The sequence below is a fragment of the Acetobacter suratthaniensis genome (genome assembly GCF_017377745.1).
GTDB lineage: Bacteria > Pseudomonadota > Alphaproteobacteria > Acetobacterales > Acetobacteraceae > Acetobacter > Acetobacter suratthaniensis.
In genome coordinates this window covers 1-19781 of the sequence record NZ_JAFVMG010000022.1, presented here as the reverse complement: position 1 = coordinate 19781, position 19781 = coordinate 1, and the positions used below count along the sequence as shown (strand labels likewise).

The window sequence follows — 19781 nt, the reverse complement described above, 5'->3', positions numbered from 1 at the left end:
GACGGGCTTGTAGAGGCCACTGGGCTGGAGTTCGAGTTCGGTCCGGGTTTCCCCGAAATTGGCCGCCCAGGCATCGAACTCATGCAGGCCGCGGCTACGCAGGGCATCGAGCGCCATAAACCGCTGCACGGAGTAGAGTTCGCCCAGTGTGTTCGTGATGGGGCTTCCAGAGGCCAGCACCAGTGCGCGGCCGGGATTGATCCGCTCCAGATAGCGGGCCTTGACGAACAGGTCCCATGCGCGCTGCGAGCCTTCCGGAGCCACGCCCTTGAGGTCGCCCTGGTTGGTGGCGAAGCTCAGCTTGCGGAACTGCTGGGCTTCATCCACGAGGATCTGATCGATCCCCAGTTCTCCCAGATGCAGCAGATCATCTTTGATTGTCGCCAGCCCTTCGAGCCTGGCTTCCATCGTCTCCTTCATGTGCTCGATGCGTTTGCGCGACAGCCGGTCGTCTTTGTCTATTTCACACAGCAGCGTGTCATAGGCGTCGATCTGATCCTCGATCATGCTGCGCTCGAACGCCGCTTCCACAGGAATGAACTTGAAGGCATCATGGGTGATGATGATCGCATCCCAGCTGCCGGTGCCGGCCCGCGCCAGAAAGCGCTGACGTTTGGCCTTGGCGAAGTTCGTCTCATCCGCCACGAGGATTTTGGCGGTGGGATAGAGCATCAGGAACTCGCGGGCCATCTGGGCGAGACAGTGCCCCGGCACCACGATCATCGCCTTGCTGACCAGCCCCAGGCGCTTCTGTTCCATGACGGCGGCGCACATGGAGAAGGTTTTGCCCGACCCTACGGCATGGGCGATATAGGTGCTGCCCGCGGCGATGATCCGCCAGATCACGCGTTTCTGGTGTTCGCGTAAGGCAATGACGGTGCAGGCACCCGGCAGCTTCAGATGGGCGCCGTTGAACAGGCGCGGCACGAGGTTGTTGTAGGTGTCGTTATAGAGCCGCACCAGCCGGTCCGCCCGCTCGGCATCCTGCCAGACCCAGTTCTGGAACGCCTGCCGGATGGCCGCCAGCTTCTCCTTCGCGGCTTCGGTTTCCTGCGTGTTCAGCACACGGGTGTCGTTGCCGTTTGAATCCTTGACCGTATCCCAGATTTTTGGAGAGGCCTGTGTGAGCGCGTCTTCGAGCAGCTCCCCGGCATGACGGCGGGCGGTGCCCCAGACCGAGGTGGCTTCCGCGCGCCCCAGGAAGGCGCTTTTTTCAACAGTCCAGCAGGCGACTTCAGCGGTATGGCGGATGATGGCCTCAATCCCCATCACCTCGCGGCTGAAGGCCATGATATCCGCAACCGGCACCCAGGGTGCGCCCAGACGCGCGGTGATGTCGGACGGGCGCAGGTCCTCGGGCTGGGCCCGTTCAAGGGCGACTGCCGTGCGGGCAAAGCGGTCATCCGCCTGTGCCGCTTCGCGGGCTGCCGCGAGTTTGGTGCGCACGGCCCCCGACAGCAGCGCGTCCGCCGCCACCCAGACGTCGTGCCCTGGGCGTGACGCTTCGGGATCGAGATAGACCGCCTCGCCCAGTTCGCTCAGGGCCTCGGACACGCTACAGCCCGCAAGCTCGGCGATCAGGGGCAGATCGACACGGCCCACATCATGCAGGCAGACCGCCAGCGCATCATGAGCGGAGTGGATCTCGGGCTCCACCGGCGCATGGATGACGCGCTCGGTGAAGAGCGATCCCGGCCGGGCGGTCTGGGTGGCCTCGTCATACTCCTCGATGGAGGAGACCAGCCACACATCGGGATCGTCATAGAAGGGCTGGAGGTTGGGTCTGCGGCGGCTTTCGGTTTCTTCGCCGGTGGTGGGGTTTACCCTGACGGTGGTCTGCGTGAGATTGATCGGGCCGAACTGGCGGGTGAAGCTCTGCCAGGCCTGCCGCAGCCGGTGCTGGTGCCGTCCGAAAGGCTGATTGTCCATCTGGGCCCGCAACACGGCGCGGCTGGCATCCCGCACGGGGATCAGCGCTTCGATGATGCGCGCGTGTTTCTGGAACAGACCCTCTTTCTGCTCGCCCTTGCGGATGGGCACCACGCGGCCTGTGCCTCCGATGATCCGGTGCAGGACACGGTTATGCAGGTAGTAGCTGCCTTCCTTCAGATCGGCTCCTGACGCAGCCGTGCCCACGCGCGGGCCATCTGCGGGGCGGGTTATGCGCTGCGCCACAGGGGCCGGGAAACGGCTCTCGGGCGCAATGCGACCCAGCGCCTCGGGGAGTGCTTCTTCCAGCGACAGATCAGGCACGGGCAGACAGCTATACTCCCGTCCGAACTGACTGCTGCCCCAGCCATGCGTGCCCAGCACCTGCGCGGGGTTATCGAGAAAGTAGCGGTTGACCCTGAGCGGCCCGTCACCGTCATTACTCTCCGGCACCGCACCGGTTTCCAGCCAGCTCTGGTCGCGGGGGAGTTCGCCGATAGTCCGCTTGCGAAACACCAGCACATCAAGCACGACTTCGGTGCCGGCATCCGCCCTCATGGTGCCCGCGGGCAGACGCACAGCGCCCAGCAGATCGGCATCCTCGGCCATGCGCGCCCGTGCCTTCATCTCGCTCTTGTCCAGCGTGTGGCGTGAGGTCACGAAGGCGGCAAAGCCACCGGGACGCAGGGCCGTCAGGGAGCGGGCGATGAACCAGTCATGCAGGCTGAAGCCGCGCAGATCGCGATGCTCGGTTACGTTGACCACACGGTTGGAGAAGGGCGGATTACCGATGGCCAGATCGTACTCACTGGCGAGTGTGGCCTTGGTAAAGTCTTCCTGCCGGATCCACTGTTTGGGAAACAGTTTGCGGGCAATGCGCGCGGCAAGACTGTCCATCTCAATGCCGGTGAAGGCGATCCGGCCTTCGAGGCGTTCGGGGCGCAGGGCGATGAACTGGCCACCACCGCAGCCGGGTTCGAGCACGGAGCCTCCCTGAAAGCCCCGCTTCATGAGCATATCCCACAGGGCGTTGACAATCAGGTTCGGGGTGAAATGGGCATACTGGGTGGAGCGGGCGAGGGCGGCCCGTTCCGTCTCGCTGCAGGCCGCCTCCAGTGCCTTGCCGAGGCTCTCCCATCCGGCCCGGTAGGGTTCGCCGTTCCGGGGGAAGAGGCTGTTGGCCAGATCGCTTGCCCCAAAGCCAATGAAACGGCTCAGCACAGCCTGCTCGGCGGGGGTTGCATTGCGGTCTTCGGACTCAAGCGTGCCCAGCAGGGTGATGGCGGCGATGTTGTCGCGCGCACGGTCTTTCCAGCTCGCAGCAAGGCCGCGCTCGCCAGACAGGCGAAAATCGGTCTGGGGGATAACGAGAGGCGCAGGCGCTGTGGGGGCGGGCAGGGGGCTGCCTTCGCCTTCAAGCTCCCCCCAGAAGAGGTCGGCAGGGCCATTGAGGGCGGAGGAAGAGAACAGGCTGAGCTGATCACCGAACAGGGACATGAAAGGCTCCGGACAAACGCCGAACGCCGCCTGCGTCTGGGACGAGGCGGTGATCGGGAAGGATTGGACAACAGCAGGGGAGGGGGCTGAACGCTGTCTTGCGTCAGATTTTCTCCTGCATGCTGTCTCCGGAACCGGGCCTGTGGGACGCGGGCAAAGGCGGCGCCTGCGCCGGGATCGGGCTGGCTTCAGACAGACCGACCCACCCTTTGCGCGCGGCGCTCAGGGCTGGTCGGGGTTTTCTTGTTGTGACCTGATGATTGTATGAATTTTCCTGAAAATTAGACATGTCTAATTAAATTTAACAGATTGATCAGCGCCACCAAAAAATGTAACAATCACATGGTAAGCGGAATTAGACATGTCTAATTTATAAAGGAGGTAGCTACATGACAAAGATAGTTTTGGTGTCATCGCCCAAAGGTGGAAGCGGAAAGTCGGTAGTCACCAGACATCTCCTTGTCGCGGCAGCTCAAGAAGGCCAAAAGGTCATTGGAATAGATTTTGATCGGCAGGGTACAATCGATAAATGGGGAAAAAGAAGACAGACGCTTCGCTCCAAAATGCCTGAATTTATCGATGTTCCAATTGTTGGTGCACAGCTTCAAGACTGGCGAGGCGGCCTCAGTCATGCAAGTGGCTACGATCTGGCTGTGATTGATACGCCTCCAAGCGTTGAAGACCACATGTCTGCAATAACCGGCTTGGCGCAAGCCGCAGATATTGTGGTGGTTCCTTGTGCCTGCACACAGGACGATGTTGATAGTATTGCGCCTTGGATTGATGTTTTAAATCAAGTCACAAACAACACGGTCGTGGTGTTGAATAGGGCTAATCGCCGCACTAACTCATTTGCTAGAGTCCGTGGTCGGCTCATTAAGGTTGCCGATGTTATCCCAGTGGAACTACCCCAATTAGAGGACGTACACGTACCAAGCGGGAAGGGGCTTACACTTCTCGATTTTACAAAAAGTCGGGGGCAAGAGCCGTTTGAAGAACTGTGGGCATTCATCAACAGGAAGATTAGCAATGTCTAAAACACACAGAGTGTCACGCACGTCAATCAGAGCAGTGATGGAAGAGGACGACAGCCTGAGTGTTGGTGATAACCGGGCCGAAATGTTAATCGAACGAGTTGTTGTTGATGATAATGTTATGACGGCAATAGAAGATGTCTTTGCAGGCACTTCTTTAGTTTCTGATTCTGAAAAAGTCTCTCGTATTCTCGCAGTTCGTGCCGAAGTAAATCAAAATTGGAGTCAGGCCCGCGATTCGTTTCTCGCTATTGGACGCGCCTTACTTGATTTAGAAAATGTTCTGTCAAAAGCGGAATACGTTAAATTGCGTCAGGGGTCTGAACGCCTGTTCCCTTTTTCTGACGCGACAGCAACACAATTAAGGCGGATCGCCAAAGCAGTTGCGGACGGTGTGATTCCTCTGGAGGCCTGTCCAGGAAGTTACGGCACTGCTTATCAAATCACTCTGTTGAATGAGTATCAGCTTCGGGTGGCTAGGGAGCGTGGACTCCTACGGCCAGATGTAACTCGTCGTGAGATCGCCAGCCTTAGAAAAGAGACTGTGACTAAGCAGGACGTTTCTGGCCGAGTGGATGTCAACTTACTAAAGGATGAGTACAGAAAGCTTTTAAGACAACGTGAAAAGCTGGAATCTGAAATGGCTGCGGTTGATTCTAAAATTCAGGATATCAGGGGACTCTTGGGGGATTTGGTAGAGTAATTTTCGAGTAAACGCTACATCCCGCTAGAGTCCCCGCTATGGGAACTCTAGCGGGATAGTCCATAAATTTTAGGCGCGATAGGGGGCCTTGATGGATGTAAAATAACACCCGCTTTTGTGACTTCAGTTTTGGCTGCTGGATACACGGCGAGTGCTATTTTGAGATTGTCTATGAACTTTGGTCTGAAGTGGTCTAAGCGTACAACGCCAGCGCCAAATTGCGCCTTCAATGCAGACCAGGTGATTGCCGTAGGTCCTTTTAACGCGTGAAGCCTATATGCAAGCCAGCAATAAATATCGAGGGCCTGACTGTGCCCATTTAATACACGTATGGCAGCTTCTTCAATCGGTATTGGATGCTTTTGTAGCTGATCGTAAAAGAGTTCCGAAAGCTTTGCGCGTTCGAGAAACTGTTGTTTACCATTATCTTTATGATCATCGGTAAATATCGCTGCATCCACAATGTTTTGGTTTATAAGCCCGTTAGAGTTCCCAGATTGGAAATGAAAGGAAATCCGGCATCTGAAAATGCGTTCTGCTTGCTCTTTAACATCTTTGATAGATTTTCCACCCTGTGGAATGCCCATACGTTTGAGCCAGTCTCTCAGTGACTTTCCGAGTTCAATTTCTCTATTTTGCGTCTTTATGGCCTCTGTCTGTAAGTAAAGCATAATTAATCGTGCTTTGCTGCCATAAGGTACCCCCACAGATATAGGGTTTGCTCCACGTACCGCGCGTCTACCTGGCTCCACAATCATGACAGCTCTGTCGGTTTCAATTTGCCAAACAAGGTCGTCAGCCAAACGTTTATGCGGAAGACCTACGTGAGCAAAGCCGCTGTATAAAAACCCAATGCCGGTATCTTCATGAGCCATATAGTCAGCAGCAATTTCGATGATCTTACGATCTTCGTCAAAGGACAGCGCGCCTTGTTTGCCATGTTCTTCTATAAGCTTGTGAACGGTCCCCACAAGAGAACTCCTTTAAGCAGGATGAATGGACACTAGCAGTAATCTTGCGCTTGAGAAGCGGGAACTTTAGCGGGGTTAAGATGTTCGATGGGCTCTAATATTCGAAGTGTTATTTTATGTATTAGTTTGTCACGCTAGAGTTCTCGGGACAAATCGAAAAACTGTAGATTTTCCGGTATCTTGATCCGCTAGAGTTCCCGCTTAATCCTGCTAGAGTTCCCACGTCATCCCGCTAAAGTTCTCAGTAATCCGCTAGAGTCCTCGGGATAATTGGACAATATTTCCCGCTAAAGTTCCCACCTGATTTTTTAACTTAACGTTGCGAACCCGAGTCTCCGGGGATGCTATGTTGCCCGTGGCATGCACGGTTTGCAGACGTTGCGCCCCGACAATTCTCACATGGGAACTCTAGCGGGAAATGGTCTTCAGCTTAGAGAGGTCAAACAGAATGAGTTTTTGAATTAACGCTTTAGCGCGTGTTCCTCAAAAGGATCTCCTAGTTCAAGATAATCACCCAGCGCGGCGTATGTCGCATGCCGGGCAAGGCGCTTGAGTTTCACAGGATGAGCCCCTGCATCCATTCCGGTCGTGAGTGCGCCCCGTTTCAGGCTGTGCCCGCCGAAGGTCTTCCCATCCAGACCGACAGCGCTGGCGCGGGCCTGGATGATGCGCGCGATAGAGCGATCTGTCAGAGGCTGCAACCCGACTGCGCGAATGTCGCCTTCAACGGCTACCGTTCCCTCTTTGCGGACGCGGCGGAAAACAGCCCCGTCCTGTATGCCTGACACGGCCAACCAGGCCCCATATGCCTTTACCGGGCAATACTGATCCTTGGTGTAGGGGAGGGCGATCTCAACGCCTTTCCCCTGTCTGTCTCCCTTGGACTGGGGAAGGGTGACAAGCAGACCCTTGCTGACCAGGGCCACATGGCGGATCTCGATGCTGGCCAGTTCCGAACGTCGGAATGCGCCATAAAACCCCATGAGGAGCAAAGCCCGATCCCGCATCCCAGATAACTTACTCAGGTCTATCGCGTTGACGATTGTCGCCAGCACGTCCTGCGTCGCGGCAGCCTTGCGTCGTGGCGTAAAACCGTCCCTTGCGGCGGTGCGCCTGATCCCGGTCATGGTTTCGCCGATAGCAGCATCCGCCGTGGGAACAGCACACCCCGCCAGACGGTGAAGATAGGTGACCGCGGCCCGTCGCAGCTCCAGTGTCGAGGGAGCCAGACCCCGGCCCCTTTCGTCTGCCAGAAAGGCGGCAATGTCGGCCGAGCGGGCAGGGAGGCAGGGAAGGGCGTGACGATCTGCCCAGGCACACCATGCCCGGACGCCCGCACGATAGGCTTTGCGTGTGTTATCTGCCTTGGCCTGTAAAGCATAGGCTGTGGCACTATCACGCGCAGTCTCAAGGGAGCCGTCCCGTTGAGGAACACTCGTACCCAGAGAGGCGTCGAACCATCGGATAATGACGCCGGGCGTCTGGCCCGCTGGGGAGGGCAGGGGAGGGGGCGTTTCAGACTGCACGATCGTGTCGCTGTGTGCTCGCCTGTAACGCGCCAGAAAATACGGAGATGAACTGAGATGCAGGGAAAGAGAAAGTGAAGGATCATCTGGCGCCACGCCGATCCGCTCTGCGGCCAGTGCGCGGGCACGGGCCGCGAAAGGCACGTCATGGGCGATCACCAAATCGTCGGTCTTATTTCCCGATAGTCTGATACCGGACAGGCGCAGCTCCAGTCCTGGCGAGAGGCGGGCGGTCGCGAGTATATCCGGCAGGCTGTCGGCTGCGGAGCCGGCCTCGGCCAGACGGTGTCGGGTGATCCGGTCACACCGGTCGAATAGGGCCGCGAAAGCCCGATCTTTTCGGCCGTGGACAATAACGTCATCCAGCATAAACGGAGCCTCGTGCTTGCTACTACCCTGAGTGTATAATACCCAGTGTAGTAGCTCACGACGCTGAACTGGTGTCGTATTTTTACCTCATAAGGTCTTTTTTTGATGGCCGCCATGTGGGGGAAAGCGAGATGTCCGTTATTCGTGCTTGAACGTAAAATAGCAGACGTTCCTACTCGCCTAAAATATGTGTCGAGCGATGTTAATGCCCTCAACTGCCAAGACTGAGGAAACGATCAACCGGTTTCAGTCATAATTTTAGCGAGTGCCGTTATGCGTTGCGCTTTCCAGCGTTGAAGCAGTCGGGAGCGAGACTCACCTATCTTCTCATCCAGAATTTCTACCGCGTGTATCCGGTCCGTACGAAAGTGACGAAACCCCTGCCTCAACTCGCACCAAGCGATCAACATGCACGTGATGTCCGAATAACCGAGAACGACTGGCCATACTGTACGCTCGGTGACCTCGCCTTGTTGATCCCGATAATGCAGGCGTAACTTCATTCCTGCACGAATGGCCGCTCGAAGGCTCGCTCTGTCATCTTTGCCTTGTGGTGCATCGAGAGGCAGCTTTGTCACTGTGCTTGGAATGCTGATAAACGGCTGCAAGGCCGGGGGAACAACCGCTGTAACCTTGGTGAGTACGTCCAATGCGGCGCGTGACAGTTCCTTTTCGCCATGGGCCGCCACCCACTGTGCTCCCAGAACGATTGCTTCAAGCTCAGCCGGAAGCAGGGCAAGAGGTGGCATGTCATATCCAGCCCCCAAAATGTACCCAACGCCTGCTTCCCCTGAAATGGGTACGCGCTGCCCGATCAAATGTGCGACGTCGCGATAAATCGTGCGGATGGAGACTTCCAGCTCCTCGGACAGCATCCTCGCCGTAACGGGTCGAGACGACCGGCGCAGGATCTGGATGATCTGAAAAAGGCGATCGGTGCTACGCAAAGGTTCTGCAATCATGCTGACAGGATGCTGTCAGCATGATTGTGCCAAAAGGCGGGGAACACAACCTGCATAGGAACTTACCGATGACATTCGCCTCTATCCGTCTCATTGCCGCCGACATCACTACGATGGTTGCTTTTTATGAGCTGGTGACAGGACACTCTGCCGAATGGCTTGCGCCTCAGTTTGCCGAAATCGTAACCTCTGGTGCGAGAATTGCGATCGGTAGTACCGAGACAGTGGCGCTGTTCATGGAAGGAAGTGCTGAGCCAGGCGCCAATCGTACGGCCATCCTTGAATTCAGGGTCGAGGACGTGGACGCTGAATTCACGCGTCTGAAAGGCAAGGTGGACATTGTGATCGAGCCCAAGACGCTACCTTGGGGTAACCGCACGCTCCAGTTCCGCGACCCCGAGGGGACTATCATTAGCTTGTTCACACCTGTAACCGAAGCCGCCCGCGTCCGTTTCGGGAGCCTGTGAAAAATTACGGTAGACGCTGATGGTAATTCTTTGGAGCTGTACAGCACTGGACACTTGCGGATACCGAGCGACGAAGGCTAAGCGGAATATCGGCTATCTGTTGAAAAACATGATGGTGCAGCCATTACTGTCCTCCATGCGGCGCTGCCCTTCAAATAAATAAGAGCCGCATTATTGAGGTCCAAGCGTAGAGGACGGATAAAGTCTGCGGGCAACCCGCTCCATGGTTAGCCCCTGCACGATGATCGTAAACACCACCACCCCGTAACAGACAGGCAGTAGCAGCTCGCGCAAGTCTCCGGGCGGCAATCCAAGTGCCAGTGAAACCGAGATGCCGCCACGCAGACCGCCCCAGGTCAGGATACCAAGAACACGCCCTCGTTCCCATTGCCTGAGATGAACCGGAAGCGTTGAAAACAGCACGCTTAATGTCCGCACGGCAATGGATAGCGGTATCACGGCCAGGGTCGCCAGCACCGTAAACAGATGCGGCGTGACCTCAAGGATTTCAAAGCCGATCAGCATGAACAGCAGGACGTTTAGTACCTCGTCAATGAGTGTCCATGCGACGTCGAGTTCCTTTCGGGATGCCTCATCAAAAACGGAATGGCTATAATTTGTACCAAAACACAGTCCTGCCACGACGACGGCAATCGCACCCGACATGCCAAGCTGATTGGCAATGCTGAAGGTTCCGGTCGCCAGAGCCAACGACGTCAGCAGATCGATATGCGGATCTCGCTGTCCCTTAAGCACACGGAGCGCAATCCATCCGGTCAGTGCGCCCAGCAGACCGCCACCAATCGCCTCGCGGCAAAAGCTCAGAGCAATCTCGGAGGCGGTCACTCCCAGACTGTCCCCGGTCGCCAGTCCAATCGTGACGCCGAAAATCACCACGCCCACGCCGTCATTGAACAGGCTCTCCCCTGCGAAAACGGCCTGAAGGGGGGCCGGTAGTCCTAGACGTTTCAGCATGCCGACAACCGAAACAGGATCAGTTGGCGCAAGGATGGCCCCAAGGACGATGCACCACGTGAAAGGAACGGCATGACCCAAAAGCGGGAAGACGTACCATGCCGCGATCGCCAGAAAGGCAACAGCTAGAACGGTTCCCAGCACAGACAGAGCAGTCACGGAGGCAAGTTTTGCTCGCAGATGTCCGACATCCACCTGCGTGGCTCCGGCAAACAGAAGCAGGGACAGCGCGCCATTCAGGAGGGCCGTGGGAAGATTGATGGCTCCAAGAACAGATCGTGGGAGAGCCTGAAGGTCATAGGCCGGTATCAACGGATTCAGGATCATGACCAGCAGGGAAGCCAGCAATGAGAAGACCAGCACGCCGATCGTCACAGGCAGGCGAAACGTGTGATGATTGAGAATGCTGAACCCTGCCGAGAGGGTCAGAAGCAGAGCGATGAGGTTGATGGTATCCATGCCGTCACCGCTGGCTGCTCCTGTCCATTACGTCAAGAAAAACCGGCAATGGTCCGCTTTCCGGAAGCCCAAACGGCTCCGCTTATGACCGAAATGAAGGCGGGAGCTGACTTTCTACCAGATAGTAAATTCACTCTGCCCGTTTCGATGCTAATTCATAAATCTCATTATCGGCTCTACGGCCAACGGCAATTACATAGATGACGATCCGTTCGTCGATGACCTGATAAACAAGGCGGTAACCATCTTTCAGAAGCTTGATCTTATAAAACCCTGATAGGTCGCGATGTAGTTCATTTCCTGGAGAGTGAGGGTTCCAGATCAGCTTTTCTAGCTTCTTTTCAAATTTCTTACGCACGCTGCCGTCAAGAGCATCCCACTCTCTGAGCGCTCTGTCGTCGAATTCAAGACAATACTCTTTCATTCGCGATGACGGCTCTTAAGCTCCGCAAAAGTCATACGATGCTTTTGGGCAGGGTTTTTGAGACGTTCGCGCACAATCTCAATCAGCTGCGCATCCTCGTCTGTGACAAGCGTGCGCTTGACCGGAGAGCGGCCCGTTTCAGCAATATATGCGAGAGTATCGCGCAGTGCGTCAGACAGTGAAATGCCTTGAGCGGACAGCTTCTCAACAGCAGCTGCCTTCAATGTTTCATCTACCCGGAATGTGACAGCAGACATACTCAGCCTCCTTACGTGCATGTACATACGTATCACATTCGTTCATACAAAAGAAGTGCAAGATGGCCGATGCTGATGTCTGCATTCGGGAAACCAGATCGGTTACAGAAACGGCAGAAAAGAGGCGATTACCGCCTGTCTGCTTCATATTACTTGAGTAGACAGGCAGTTTAGTGGGGGTAAGCGGAATGTCTGGTCTGAGCGGAAAAATTGAGGAAGCCGACAGTCGTGATCTCCGTTTCCTCACATAGGATAGCTTGACTTACGACAATATATCCACAAACAAGGATATATGGATACAGAATCCGCCCTCGCTGCTCTGAGCGCCCTGTCGCAGTCCACGCGACTGGAGATCTTCCGCCTGCTGGTGCGCCACGAACCGGACGGACTACCCGCCGGAGACGTCGCGCGGCATTTCGATGTCCCGCAAAACACGATCTCGGCCCATCTCGCCACCCTGACCCGCGCCGGGCTGCTGACCTCGCAACGCCATAGCCGGCTGATCGTCTATCGCGCCTGTCTTCCGCGCCTGCGCGACCTGATGCTCTTCCTCGTCAGGGACTGCTGTGCGGGCAGCCCCGAACTCTGCGCGCCCCTGATCGCGACCCTGTCCTCCTGCTGCCCATCCCGGGAATCCTGCTCATGACCATCACGATCTACCACAATCCGGCCTGCGGCACGTCGCGCAACGTGCTGGCACTGATCCGCAACAGCGGCGAGGAGACCCGGATCATCGAATATCTGAAAACGCCTCCCGGCCGTGCGGAACTGGTCAGTCTGATCGCCCGTATGGGCGTTCCGCTGCGGTCGGTCCTGCGGGAAAAGGGCACGCCCTTTCACGAACTCGGCCTCGATAATCCGGCCCTGAGCGATGACGCGCTGATCGACGCCATGATCGCACACCCAATCCTGATGAACCGGCCGATTGTCGTCACCCCACTCGGTGTTGCGCTCTGCCGTCCGTCCGAAACGGTGCTGAGTATTCTTCCTTCTCCGCAGCGGGCCGCATTCGTCAAAGAGGACGGCGAGAAGATCGTCGATGAATCCGACAAACGGATTGTCTGATGCTGGCGCTTCTGATTTTTGTTGTCACGCTGGTTTTTGTCATCTGGCAGCCTCGGGGGCTGGGCATCGGCTGGAGCGCAATGGCAGGTGCCGCCGCGGCCCTGGCATCTGGCGTGATCCACTGGCATGACATTCCTGTCGTCTGGCACATCGTCTGGGACGCGACCTTTACCTTTATCGCGCTGATCGTCATCTCGCTGTTGCTGGATGAGGCCGGGTTCTTCCATTGGGCCGCCCTGCACGTCGTGCGCTGGGGCAAAGGGCGAGGCCGGACGCTATTCCCGCTGATCGTGGTGCTGGGAGCGGCCATTGCAGCGGTTTTCGCCAATGACGGCGCGGCCCTGCTGCTCACGCCCATTGTCATCGCCATCCTCACTCAACTCCGCCTCAGTTCTGCTGCGGCCCTGGCCTTTATTGTCGCCACGGGCTTCGTCGCCGATACCACCAGCCTGCCGCTGGTGATTTCCAATCTGGTGAACATTGTCAGCGCGAATTTCTTCGGCATTGCGTTCGATCGGTATGCCGCACTCATGGTCCCGGTCGATCTGATAGCACTTGCTGCAACGCTGGCCGTGCTGTGGCTGTGGTACCGACGGCAGGTGCCTGCGACCTATCCTGTCGCCGAACTACCCGCACCCGCCACGGCCATTCGCGACCACCAGGTATTCCGGGCGGCATTTCCGCTGCTGGCCCTGGTTCTGGCAGCCTATTTCCTGACGGCGCCGTTTCATATCCCGGTCTGTGTCGTGGCCTGCCTGGCCGCCGGAATCCTGTTGCTCGTCGCCGGATATGGTCGGGTCATCCCTGTTCGTAAGGTGCTGCGGGGCGCCCCGTGGCAGATCGTGATCTTCTCGCTGGGCATGTATCTGGTGGTGTATGGCCTGCGCAATGCCGGGCTGACCGACTATCTTGCGACCGCACTGGTCTGGCTTGGCCATCAGGGGCCGTTCATCGCCACCATCGGCACCGGCTTTCTGGCGGCTGTTCTGTCGTCAATCATGAACAATATGCCGAGTGTGCTGGTCGGGGCGCTGGCGATCCAGCAGGCCCATGACATCACGCCGCTGACACGCGACCTGATGATCTATGCCAACGTCATCGGCTGCGACCTCGGGCCGAAATTTACACCGATCGGCAGTCTCGCCACGTTGCTGTGGCTGCATGTGCTGGCATCCAAGAATCATCGGGTCACATGGGGGCAGTATATGAAGGTCGGATTGGTGATTACGCCGCCCGTCCTGCTGGCAACACTCGCGGCGTTGGCCCTATGGCTGCCCCGGATCAGTCACCCGTAATACACGACAGGACCGATATATATATATGACCGAACCTGAGCTGCCAGCCTTGCATCCGGAGTATCTCGAACGGGTCGATCTCGCGCGGCTGGAACCGCAACCGCGTGTGGATCATCCGCCGCGTATCCTTCTGCTCTACGGCTCTTTACGCCCCCGATCTTTCAGCCGGTTGCTGGTGCTTGAGGCGGAACGCATCCTGAAGGTGCTGGGGGCCGAGACACGGGTGTTCGACCCGACCGGCCTGCCGGTAGCGGATTCCGTGCCCGCAACCCACCCGAAAGTGCAGGAACTGCGGGAACTCTCGATCTGGTCTGAAGGCCAGGTCTGGTGCAGCCCCGAACGGCACGGCAACATCACTGCCGTGTTCAAGAACCAGATCGACTGGTTGCCCCTGACCGAAGGCTCGATCCGCCCGACGCAGGGCCGCACGCTGGCGGTCATGCAGGTTTCAGGCGGATCGCAGAGCTTCAATTCCGTCAATGCGCTGCGGGTTCTGGGCCGGTGGATGCGGATGTTCACCATCCCCAACCAGTCCAGCGTGCCAGTGGCCTATACGCAGTTCGGTGACGATGACCGCATGAAGCCGTCCCCCCTCTATGACCGCATGGTGGATGTCATGGAGGAACTGATGAAGTTCACATGGCTGCTGCGCGACCGGGCCGACTACCTCGTGGACCGCTATAGCGAACGCAAGGCGGAATTTCGTCTCCCGGAAAGTCTGTGAGCCGGGCAATGGCGGAACCGTTCGATGTCGTGATCGTGGGCGGCGGTCAGGCAGCGCTCGCCGCGTCCTATTTCCTGCGCCGGACCGGGCTGACCTACGTCATTCTGGACAACGGAACGCAGGCGGGAGGGGCATGGGTCCACGGCTGGGACTCCCTGCATCTGTTTTCACCCGCGTCCTACAGTTCACTGCCCGGCTGGCCGATGCCCGACACGCCCGATGGCAGCTACCCGACCCGCGACGAGGTGCTTGACTATCTGCACCGCTACGAGGCGCGCTATGCGCCGCCGATCCACCGCCCCGTAATGGTCGGACGTGTGGAACGCGCGGAAGGAAAACTCCTGAATGTCCGGACGAACACAGGTGATTTCCTCAGCCGTGCGGTTATCGGGGCGACCGGTACGTGGTCAGCCCCTTTCATTCCTGATGTCGCGGGGCATGACCTCTTTGGCGGGACGCAAATCCACTCCTCCCATTACCGCAACGCACTACCATTTGCCGGTCAGCGTCTGCTCGTGGTGGGTGGGGGCAACTCCGGTGCGCAGATTATGGCGGAGCTGTCCCTTGTCGCCCAGGCAACATGGGTCACGCAGCACGATCCTGTCTTCTTGCCCGATGACGTGGATGGACGGGTTCTGTTCGAGCGGGCGACCGCTCGCGTTCTCGGCGGCCCGTCGGCCATGCCCACCGGCGGTTTTGGCGACATCGTCATGGTGCCGCCCGTGCGAGCCGCCCGGGAGCGGGGCGTGCTCCACGCGGTGCGCCAATTTGTACGCATGACGGCGACGGGCGTCGTCTGGCCCGACGGGCGAGAAGAAGCCATTGACGCGATCATCTGGTGTACGGGCTTCAAGCCCGCGCTCTCTATGTTTGCGCCGCTCGACGTGATCGAGCCGGACGGGCTGATCCGCGTTAACGGGCAGCAGGCCGTCAGGGAGCCACGTCTCTGGCTGCTGGGTTATGGCTCCTGGTGCGGCCCCGCATCCGCAACCCTCCTAGGGGCGGGCCGCGTTGCGCGATCCATGGTCCGGCAACTGGCGGCCTGGCTTGCGTCACCGGCACAGGGTGTCCGCTTACCAAAACCTTGACCAGGAAAAAGACCAGGGATATGACGTCCTCATGCGTCGGGCGGCTGACCACCGGATTTATGATCGGATTTCTCGCTGGAGAACCGCGTCTTATCCGGAAGTGACGACCGTCGCCGTGGTCCGAAAACTCCTGCCTGTCGCTGACCGCACGCACATGGCTAAGACCCTGGGTATGTCGTTGGGAGACCTCGAAAACCAGCTGACATTAGCCTTGCCAAAAGGCGTGCGAGACCATGCCAGAACATTGTCCTATCGCCTGCCACGCTGGCAGCGGCTTTGAACCGGATGTGCGCCGGAAGGGCCACGACGTAGGAACTATAACTCAATTCATAGATGGGAAAACGGCTATGGAAGACCTCTCCATGAAACGTTCCTGGCAGAGCAGGGACTGGTCCCACTTCATCAAGCTGTTCAGGGGCCTGACATTCTACGAGCGTTTTGAACAGGCGATCATTCTGACCCTGATTGCGCTCATCATGCTGGTCACCGCCATAGCGACGATTCATCTGATCGGCGCGGTATGGCATCTGGTTGTCGATGTCGGAATCGATCCGATCAACCAGACGATCTTCCAGGCGATTTTTGGCGCGATCTTTACCGTCATCATCGCTCTTGAGTTCAAACACTCCCTGCTGGTCGTTCTGGCCCAGCATGAAAACGTCATCCGGGTGCGGACCATCGTCCTGATCGCCCTCCTGGCGATTGCCCGCAAATTCATCCTGCTGGATCTACATGATGTGACTGCCGTGGAACTGTTTGCTCTTTCGGCGGCGGTTCTGGCTCTGGGCATCGTCTACTGGCTGGTCCGCGAGCAGGATGCGCGCGTCGCGCGCGATACCAGGGAACAGACGCCTCTCGAAGATAATTCTGCGGTCCGCTGCGCGCCTGAACGGTCTTCATCCTGAAGAATCGAGGTAAAGGCGGCCTACAACGCCGCCTTTACGCAAAGCCCTATTACGTCCCGTGCGATGAAGACGTTTTCTTCGCCGTCTCTGGCCCTGAAGGCATCAGATGATCTATGTCGATGGGCCGGAACGGCGGAATAGGTTGTCCGGGATAATAGACCGGCCCCTTGTAGTTCTGATCCAACTGGCTTGCGTTCAAACTGTCGACCAGCATATCACCTGTGCCGTCTTCGTAATGAGCGCGAGCCCCGGTTTTGGGGACTGTGGATGGTCCCTCAGTCGCCCTCGCATCGAATGATGTTGCAGCCGCCCGGGCAAGATCACCAGCATGTGCACCCGACTGGCTCAGTAGAGACAACCCCAGAGCAGCGCACGATAGAAATATTTTCATCCTCTTCATGCTCATGACCTTTCGAGATTCCCCCCCCCGGCCGGATGAATGGCCGGGGGAGAGTTTTCGTCACGCCATCAGGCTGCCTCTTTCCGCGCCTCAATCTGGGGCACGGCTTCCTCCGCACGTGCTGTAGAGGACGTAATCGCGATACGACGCGGCTTCATCGCTTCGGGTATCTCACGTTTCAGAGTAATGGACAGAAGTCCGTTCTCGAAGTGCGCATCGGTGACTTTCATATGCTCGGCCAGATCGAAGCGGCGTTCGAATTCTCTGCCCGCAATACCCCGATGGAGATATTCGGCGGCGCCTTGCGGCTCCGGCGCCTTTCGTCCTGTCACGACAAGAGTATTGCGCTCTTGTGTGATCGTAAGGTCGGCCTCGGCAAGTCCGGCAACCGCCATGTCGATCGGTAATCCCCCCATAAAAAGAGTGGCTTTTGGATGAGAATTTTCTCAGCGTAAGAAATGAGGAGATTCTGATGAAGAGTGATCGCTTTACTGACGCGCAGATTATGGGTGTGATCCGCCAGGCTGAGGGCGGCGTCCCGGTTCCTGATCTGTGTCGGGAGCATGGGATCAGCAACGCCACATTTTACCGGTGGCGGGCGAAATATGGCGGCATGGATGCTTCGATGATCAGTCAGATGAAGGCTCTGGAAGAGGAGAACCGTCGGCTGAAGCGCATGTATGCGGATCTGAGCATGCAGACGGATATCCTGAAGGAAGCCCTGGGAAAAAAATGAAGCGGCCAGCCCAGCGCCGGGAACTGGCCGCACAGGCTGTGGCGCATCATGGGGTCAGCATTGCGCTGGCCTGCCGGATTTTTGGGATATCGGAGACCTGCTTTCGCTATCGTCCACGACTGGCGGCGGAGAACGACAGGATTGCCGATCTTCTGGTAGGACTGACCCAGGTTCACAGGAGATGGGGATTTGGCCTGTGTTTCCTGTATCTGCGCAATGTGCAGGGACGTGTCTGGAATCATAAGCGGGTTTATCGGATCTATCGGGAACTGGAACTCAACCTGCGGATTAAATCCCGCAGGCGCCTGGTTCGCGAAAAGCCCGAAAAGCTGTCGGTCCCAGCACTTCCCAACGAAGTCTGGTCCATGGATTTCATGGCGGACAGACTTTTGGATGGACGTGCTTTTCGGCTCCTGAACATTCTGGATGATTTCAATCGTGAAGGACTGGCGATTGAGGTTGATTTTTCCCTGCCGGCCTGTCGGGTTGTCCGCTGTCTGGAGCAGGTTATGGAGTGGCGTGGCAGGCCAGAGGCTATCCGAATGGACAATGGCCCTGAATATGTCAGTCATACGTTGGTTTCATGGGCCGAAAAGCAGGGGATTACCCTGATCTATACACAACCGGGCAATCCGCAGCAGAACGCCTATATTGAACGCTACAACAGGACTGTCCGGCAGGAATGGCTGGAGCAGCATCTGTTTGAAAGGTAATCATCCTCACCGGTCTTGACGATATCGTAAGGCGGCCAGTTATCGACCGCTGGAATCCGGCTGGCGAGATCAAGGGCGTTGAGCATTCTGTCAAAACCCACGCTCGAACGGAACAGGGGAGCAAAATCAACGGTGGCTCTCATAGCCATATCCTCCTTTGAGCAACATGGACACAAGATCAAAACTGATAGTTCTGTCTGCCGACCCCTTTGGCGGCCGGCAGATTCAATCTGGGCACTCCGTGCATGGTGTCAAGAGGTATCAAAAATGCAGAAAGGCAGGTTTGGGCGTCCTCAATCGTTCGCGTGTTCAGAGTGGACCAGAACAATGCCTGATAGCATCGGATGGAAGTTGCTAGCCGCGGCATTCGCCGCGACCATGCTGAGTGCCGCTCCGGCGGAGGTCTGGCTGTGGATTTATGCTGGACCACCAATTGTCGTTCCACCACCAGTCGTGGTCGCGCCGCTAGCTGTCAGTTGGGGGGGGCGGTCTCCTTCAGAAGGTTTATCAACCGCCGGTATGGCACATCAATGCCGCAAGGAGGCCTTCCACCCCATCTGACTGTCTTGTTCTATGATACGTTCTCAGAAGGGGCTGCTTTTATGCAGCCGAGCGGAGAATGCACTCGGGTGGGAGGAAACTCCATCAGCTCATGGTGATTGCGGACTGTCCGCTTAGGAGCTTGGCGAATGGGGGCTTGTATGTCCGGGATGTAGGCGACTGCCGCCTGTCTGCTCCTGTATCACTAAGCAGACAGGCGGATCAGGGGGGGAGAGTAGAAGGTCCGCTATTGGAGTTATAACAAGCAGAGCGGACATTTAGGGGAACAAGCTTCGAAACAGTTCTGCGCCTCATCGCGGAATATATTGCATGGCAGCGCAAGCCACCCTTGAAAACAGCCTCTTGGGCGACGGTAGAGTTGGCTTAAAGAAAGGCACGCTGTGCCGGTTCTTCATCGTCGGTGCCCACCAAAACAGCATCTTGCTGTGGAGGGAATATCACAATGGGAATCGGTTCACCGAGAAGGCAGAAGTTCGGAATCTTGAGAGGCTGCACGCTACGAAGTGCGTCTGAATCTTCCTGCAATTTTTTACGGAGCTCCATGAGCAAGCGCCCCAGCACATTCTGTCCATTTAACGTATCATTTTCTTGCCGTGTTGCGCCCCAATAGCTATCTTTCCGCGAGTCCTCAACAATGGGTCGGTCGCCGGTTGACAATAGCAATTCGGAAAAATTTCTCCAATTTTCAATCAGTTTAACACGCAAGCACCACTTCATCACC

18 protein-coding genes and 1 pseudogene are annotated in these 19781 nt (G+C 57.3%); 10 read left to right on the top strand and 9 right to left on the bottom strand.

Features of this window, described 5'->3' with window-relative positions; all coding sequences use genetic code 11:
• The coding region (locus J2D75_RS13310) for a DEAD/DEAH box helicase family protein (RefSeq protein ID WP_207855301.1) at positions 1 to 3426 on the bottom strand (3426 nt) is incomplete at its 3' end.
• Positions 3427 to 3815: 389 nt separating this feature from the next.
• Between J2D75_RS13310 and J2D75_RS13305 the strand changes: the two genes are divergently transcribed.
• Together J2D75_RS13305 and J2D75_RS13300 are read left to right on the top strand one after the other, a co-directional pair.
• On the top strand, positions 3816 to 4463 hold the full coding sequence (locus J2D75_RS13305; protein ID WP_207855300.1) for a ParA family protein: 648 nt from the start codon (positions 3816 to 3818) through the stop codon (positions 4461 to 4463).
• Positions 4456 to 5163: a hypothetical protein gene (locus J2D75_RS13300; protein ID WP_207855299.1), complete on the top strand. Its 708-nt coding sequence runs from the start codon at positions 4456 to 4458 to the stop codon at positions 5161 to 5163. Before J2D75_RS13305 ends, J2D75_RS13300 begins: the two co-directional genes overlap by 8 nt.
• A 47-nt stretch (positions 5164 to 5210) precedes the next feature.
• Here J2D75_RS13300 and J2D75_RS13295 read toward each other — a convergent pair whose 3' ends face one another.
• The 3 genes from J2D75_RS13295 to J2D75_RS13285 all read right to left on the bottom strand — a co-directional run bounded on the left by J2D75_RS13295 (position 5211) and on the right by J2D75_RS13285 (position 8991).
• Complete coding sequence (locus tag J2D75_RS13295) at positions 5211 to 6134, bottom strand: replication protein RepA (protein WP_207855298.1); 924 nt, start codon at positions 6132 to 6134, stop codon at positions 5211 to 5213.
• A gap of 461 nt (positions 6135 to 6595) precedes the next feature.
• Positions 6596 to 8029: a site-specific integrase gene (locus tag J2D75_RS13290; protein ID WP_207855297.1), complete on the bottom strand. Its 1434-nt coding sequence runs from the start codon at positions 8027 to 8029 to the stop codon at positions 6596 to 6598.
• Positions 8030 to 8265: 236 nt separating this feature from the next.
• Positions 8266 to 8991, bottom strand: a complete 726-nt coding sequence (locus J2D75_RS13285) for a helix-turn-helix transcriptional regulator (protein WP_207855296.1) — start codon at positions 8989 to 8991, stop codon at positions 8266 to 8268.
• A 20-nt stretch (positions 8992 to 9011) separates the two neighbouring features.
• On the opposite strand from J2D75_RS13285, the gene J2D75_RS13280 reads away from it, so the two are divergent.
• Positions 9012 to 9458, top strand: coding sequence for a VOC family protein (locus J2D75_RS13280; protein WP_243428764.1), 447 nt, complete (start codon positions 9012 to 9014; stop codon positions 9456 to 9458).
• A gap of 171 nt (positions 9459 to 9629) precedes the next feature.
• Here J2D75_RS13280 and J2D75_RS13275 read toward each other — a convergent pair whose 3' ends face one another.
• From J2D75_RS13275 to J2D75_RS13265, 3 genes are all read right to left on the bottom strand, one after another.
• Positions 9630 to 10892 (bottom strand): cation:proton antiporter, encoded by a 1263-nt coding sequence (locus J2D75_RS13275; protein ID WP_207855295.1) that lies wholly within the window; start codon positions 10890 to 10892, stop codon positions 9630 to 9632.
• Between the two features lie 130 nt (positions 10893 to 11022).
• Positions 11023 to 11316 carry a type II toxin-antitoxin system RelE family toxin gene (locus J2D75_RS13270; protein ID WP_039733945.1) on the bottom strand — a complete coding sequence of 98 codons (294 nt, stop codon included), beginning with the start codon at positions 11314 to 11316 and terminating at the stop codon, positions 11023 to 11025.
• Complete coding sequence (locus J2D75_RS13265; protein ID WP_039733946.1) at positions 11313 to 11573, bottom strand: type II toxin-antitoxin system RelB/DinJ family antitoxin; 261 nt, start codon at positions 11571 to 11573, stop codon at positions 11313 to 11315. The genes J2D75_RS13270 and J2D75_RS13265 overlap by 4 nt, the downstream gene beginning before the upstream one ends.
• A gap of 292 nt (positions 11574 to 11865) precedes the next feature.
• Here J2D75_RS13265 and J2D75_RS13260 point away from each other — a divergent pair, with 292 nt between their 5' ends.
• The 6 genes from J2D75_RS13260 (at position 11866) to J2D75_RS13235 (ending at position 16650) form a co-directional block, all read left to right on the top strand.
• Positions 11866 to 12219: an ArsR/SmtB family transcription factor gene (locus J2D75_RS13260; protein ID WP_207855294.1), complete on the top strand. Its 354-nt coding sequence runs from the start codon at positions 11866 to 11868 to the stop codon at positions 12217 to 12219.
• The gene (gene arsC / locus J2D75_RS13255; protein WP_207855293.1) at positions 12216 to 12638 is read left to right on the top strand and encodes an arsenate reductase (glutaredoxin); all 423 of its coding nucleotides are present in this window, start codon (positions 12216 to 12218) and stop codon (positions 12636 to 12638) included. The genes J2D75_RS13260 and arsC overlap by 4 nt, the downstream gene beginning before the upstream one ends.
• Positions 12638 to 13933, top strand: coding sequence for an arsenic transporter (locus tag J2D75_RS13250; RefSeq protein ID WP_279381472.1), 1296 nt, complete (start codon positions 12638 to 12640; stop codon positions 13931 to 13933). Before arsC ends, J2D75_RS13250 begins: the two co-directional genes overlap by 1 nt.
• Before the next feature lie 25 nt (positions 13934 to 13958).
• Positions 13959 to 14657: an arsenical resistance protein ArsH gene (arsH, locus tag J2D75_RS13245; RefSeq protein ID WP_062449395.1), complete on the top strand. Its 699-nt coding sequence runs from the start codon at positions 13959 to 13961 to the stop codon at positions 14655 to 14657.
• An 8-nt stretch (positions 14658 to 14665) separates the two neighbouring features.
• Positions 14666 to 15745, top strand: a complete 1080-nt coding sequence (locus tag J2D75_RS13240) for an ArsO family NAD(P)H-dependent flavin-containing monooxygenase (RefSeq protein WP_207855292.1) — start codon at positions 14666 to 14668, stop codon at positions 15743 to 15745.
• A gap of 347 nt (positions 15746 to 16092) precedes the next feature.
• A complete protein-coding gene (locus J2D75_RS13235) occupies positions 16093 to 16650 on the top strand; it encodes a phosphate-starvation-inducible PsiE family protein (protein ID WP_207855291.1) in 558 nt (185 codons plus the stop codon).
• Between the two features lie 468 nt (positions 16651 to 17118).
• Here the strand turns inward: J2D75_RS13235 and J2D75_RS13230 are convergent, their stop codons facing one another.
• The gene (locus J2D75_RS13230; RefSeq protein WP_243428763.1) at positions 17119 to 17466 is read right to left on the bottom strand and encodes an Hsp20 family protein; all 348 of its coding nucleotides are present in this window, start codon (positions 17464 to 17466) and stop codon (positions 17119 to 17121) included.
• A gap of 56 nt (positions 17467 to 17522) precedes the next feature.
• Here J2D75_RS13230 and J2D75_RS13225 point away from each other — a divergent pair.
• Positions 17523 to 18493 (top strand): annotated as a pseudogene (locus J2D75_RS13225) (IS3 family transposase); the annotation flags it as partial.
• 930 nt (positions 18494 to 19423) lie between these two features.
• Here J2D75_RS13225 and J2D75_RS13220 read toward each other — a convergent pair.
• Positions 19424 to 19781 (bottom strand): NADAR family protein (locus J2D75_RS13220; protein WP_207855290.1); only part of this gene is annotated, 358 nt, incomplete at its 5' end.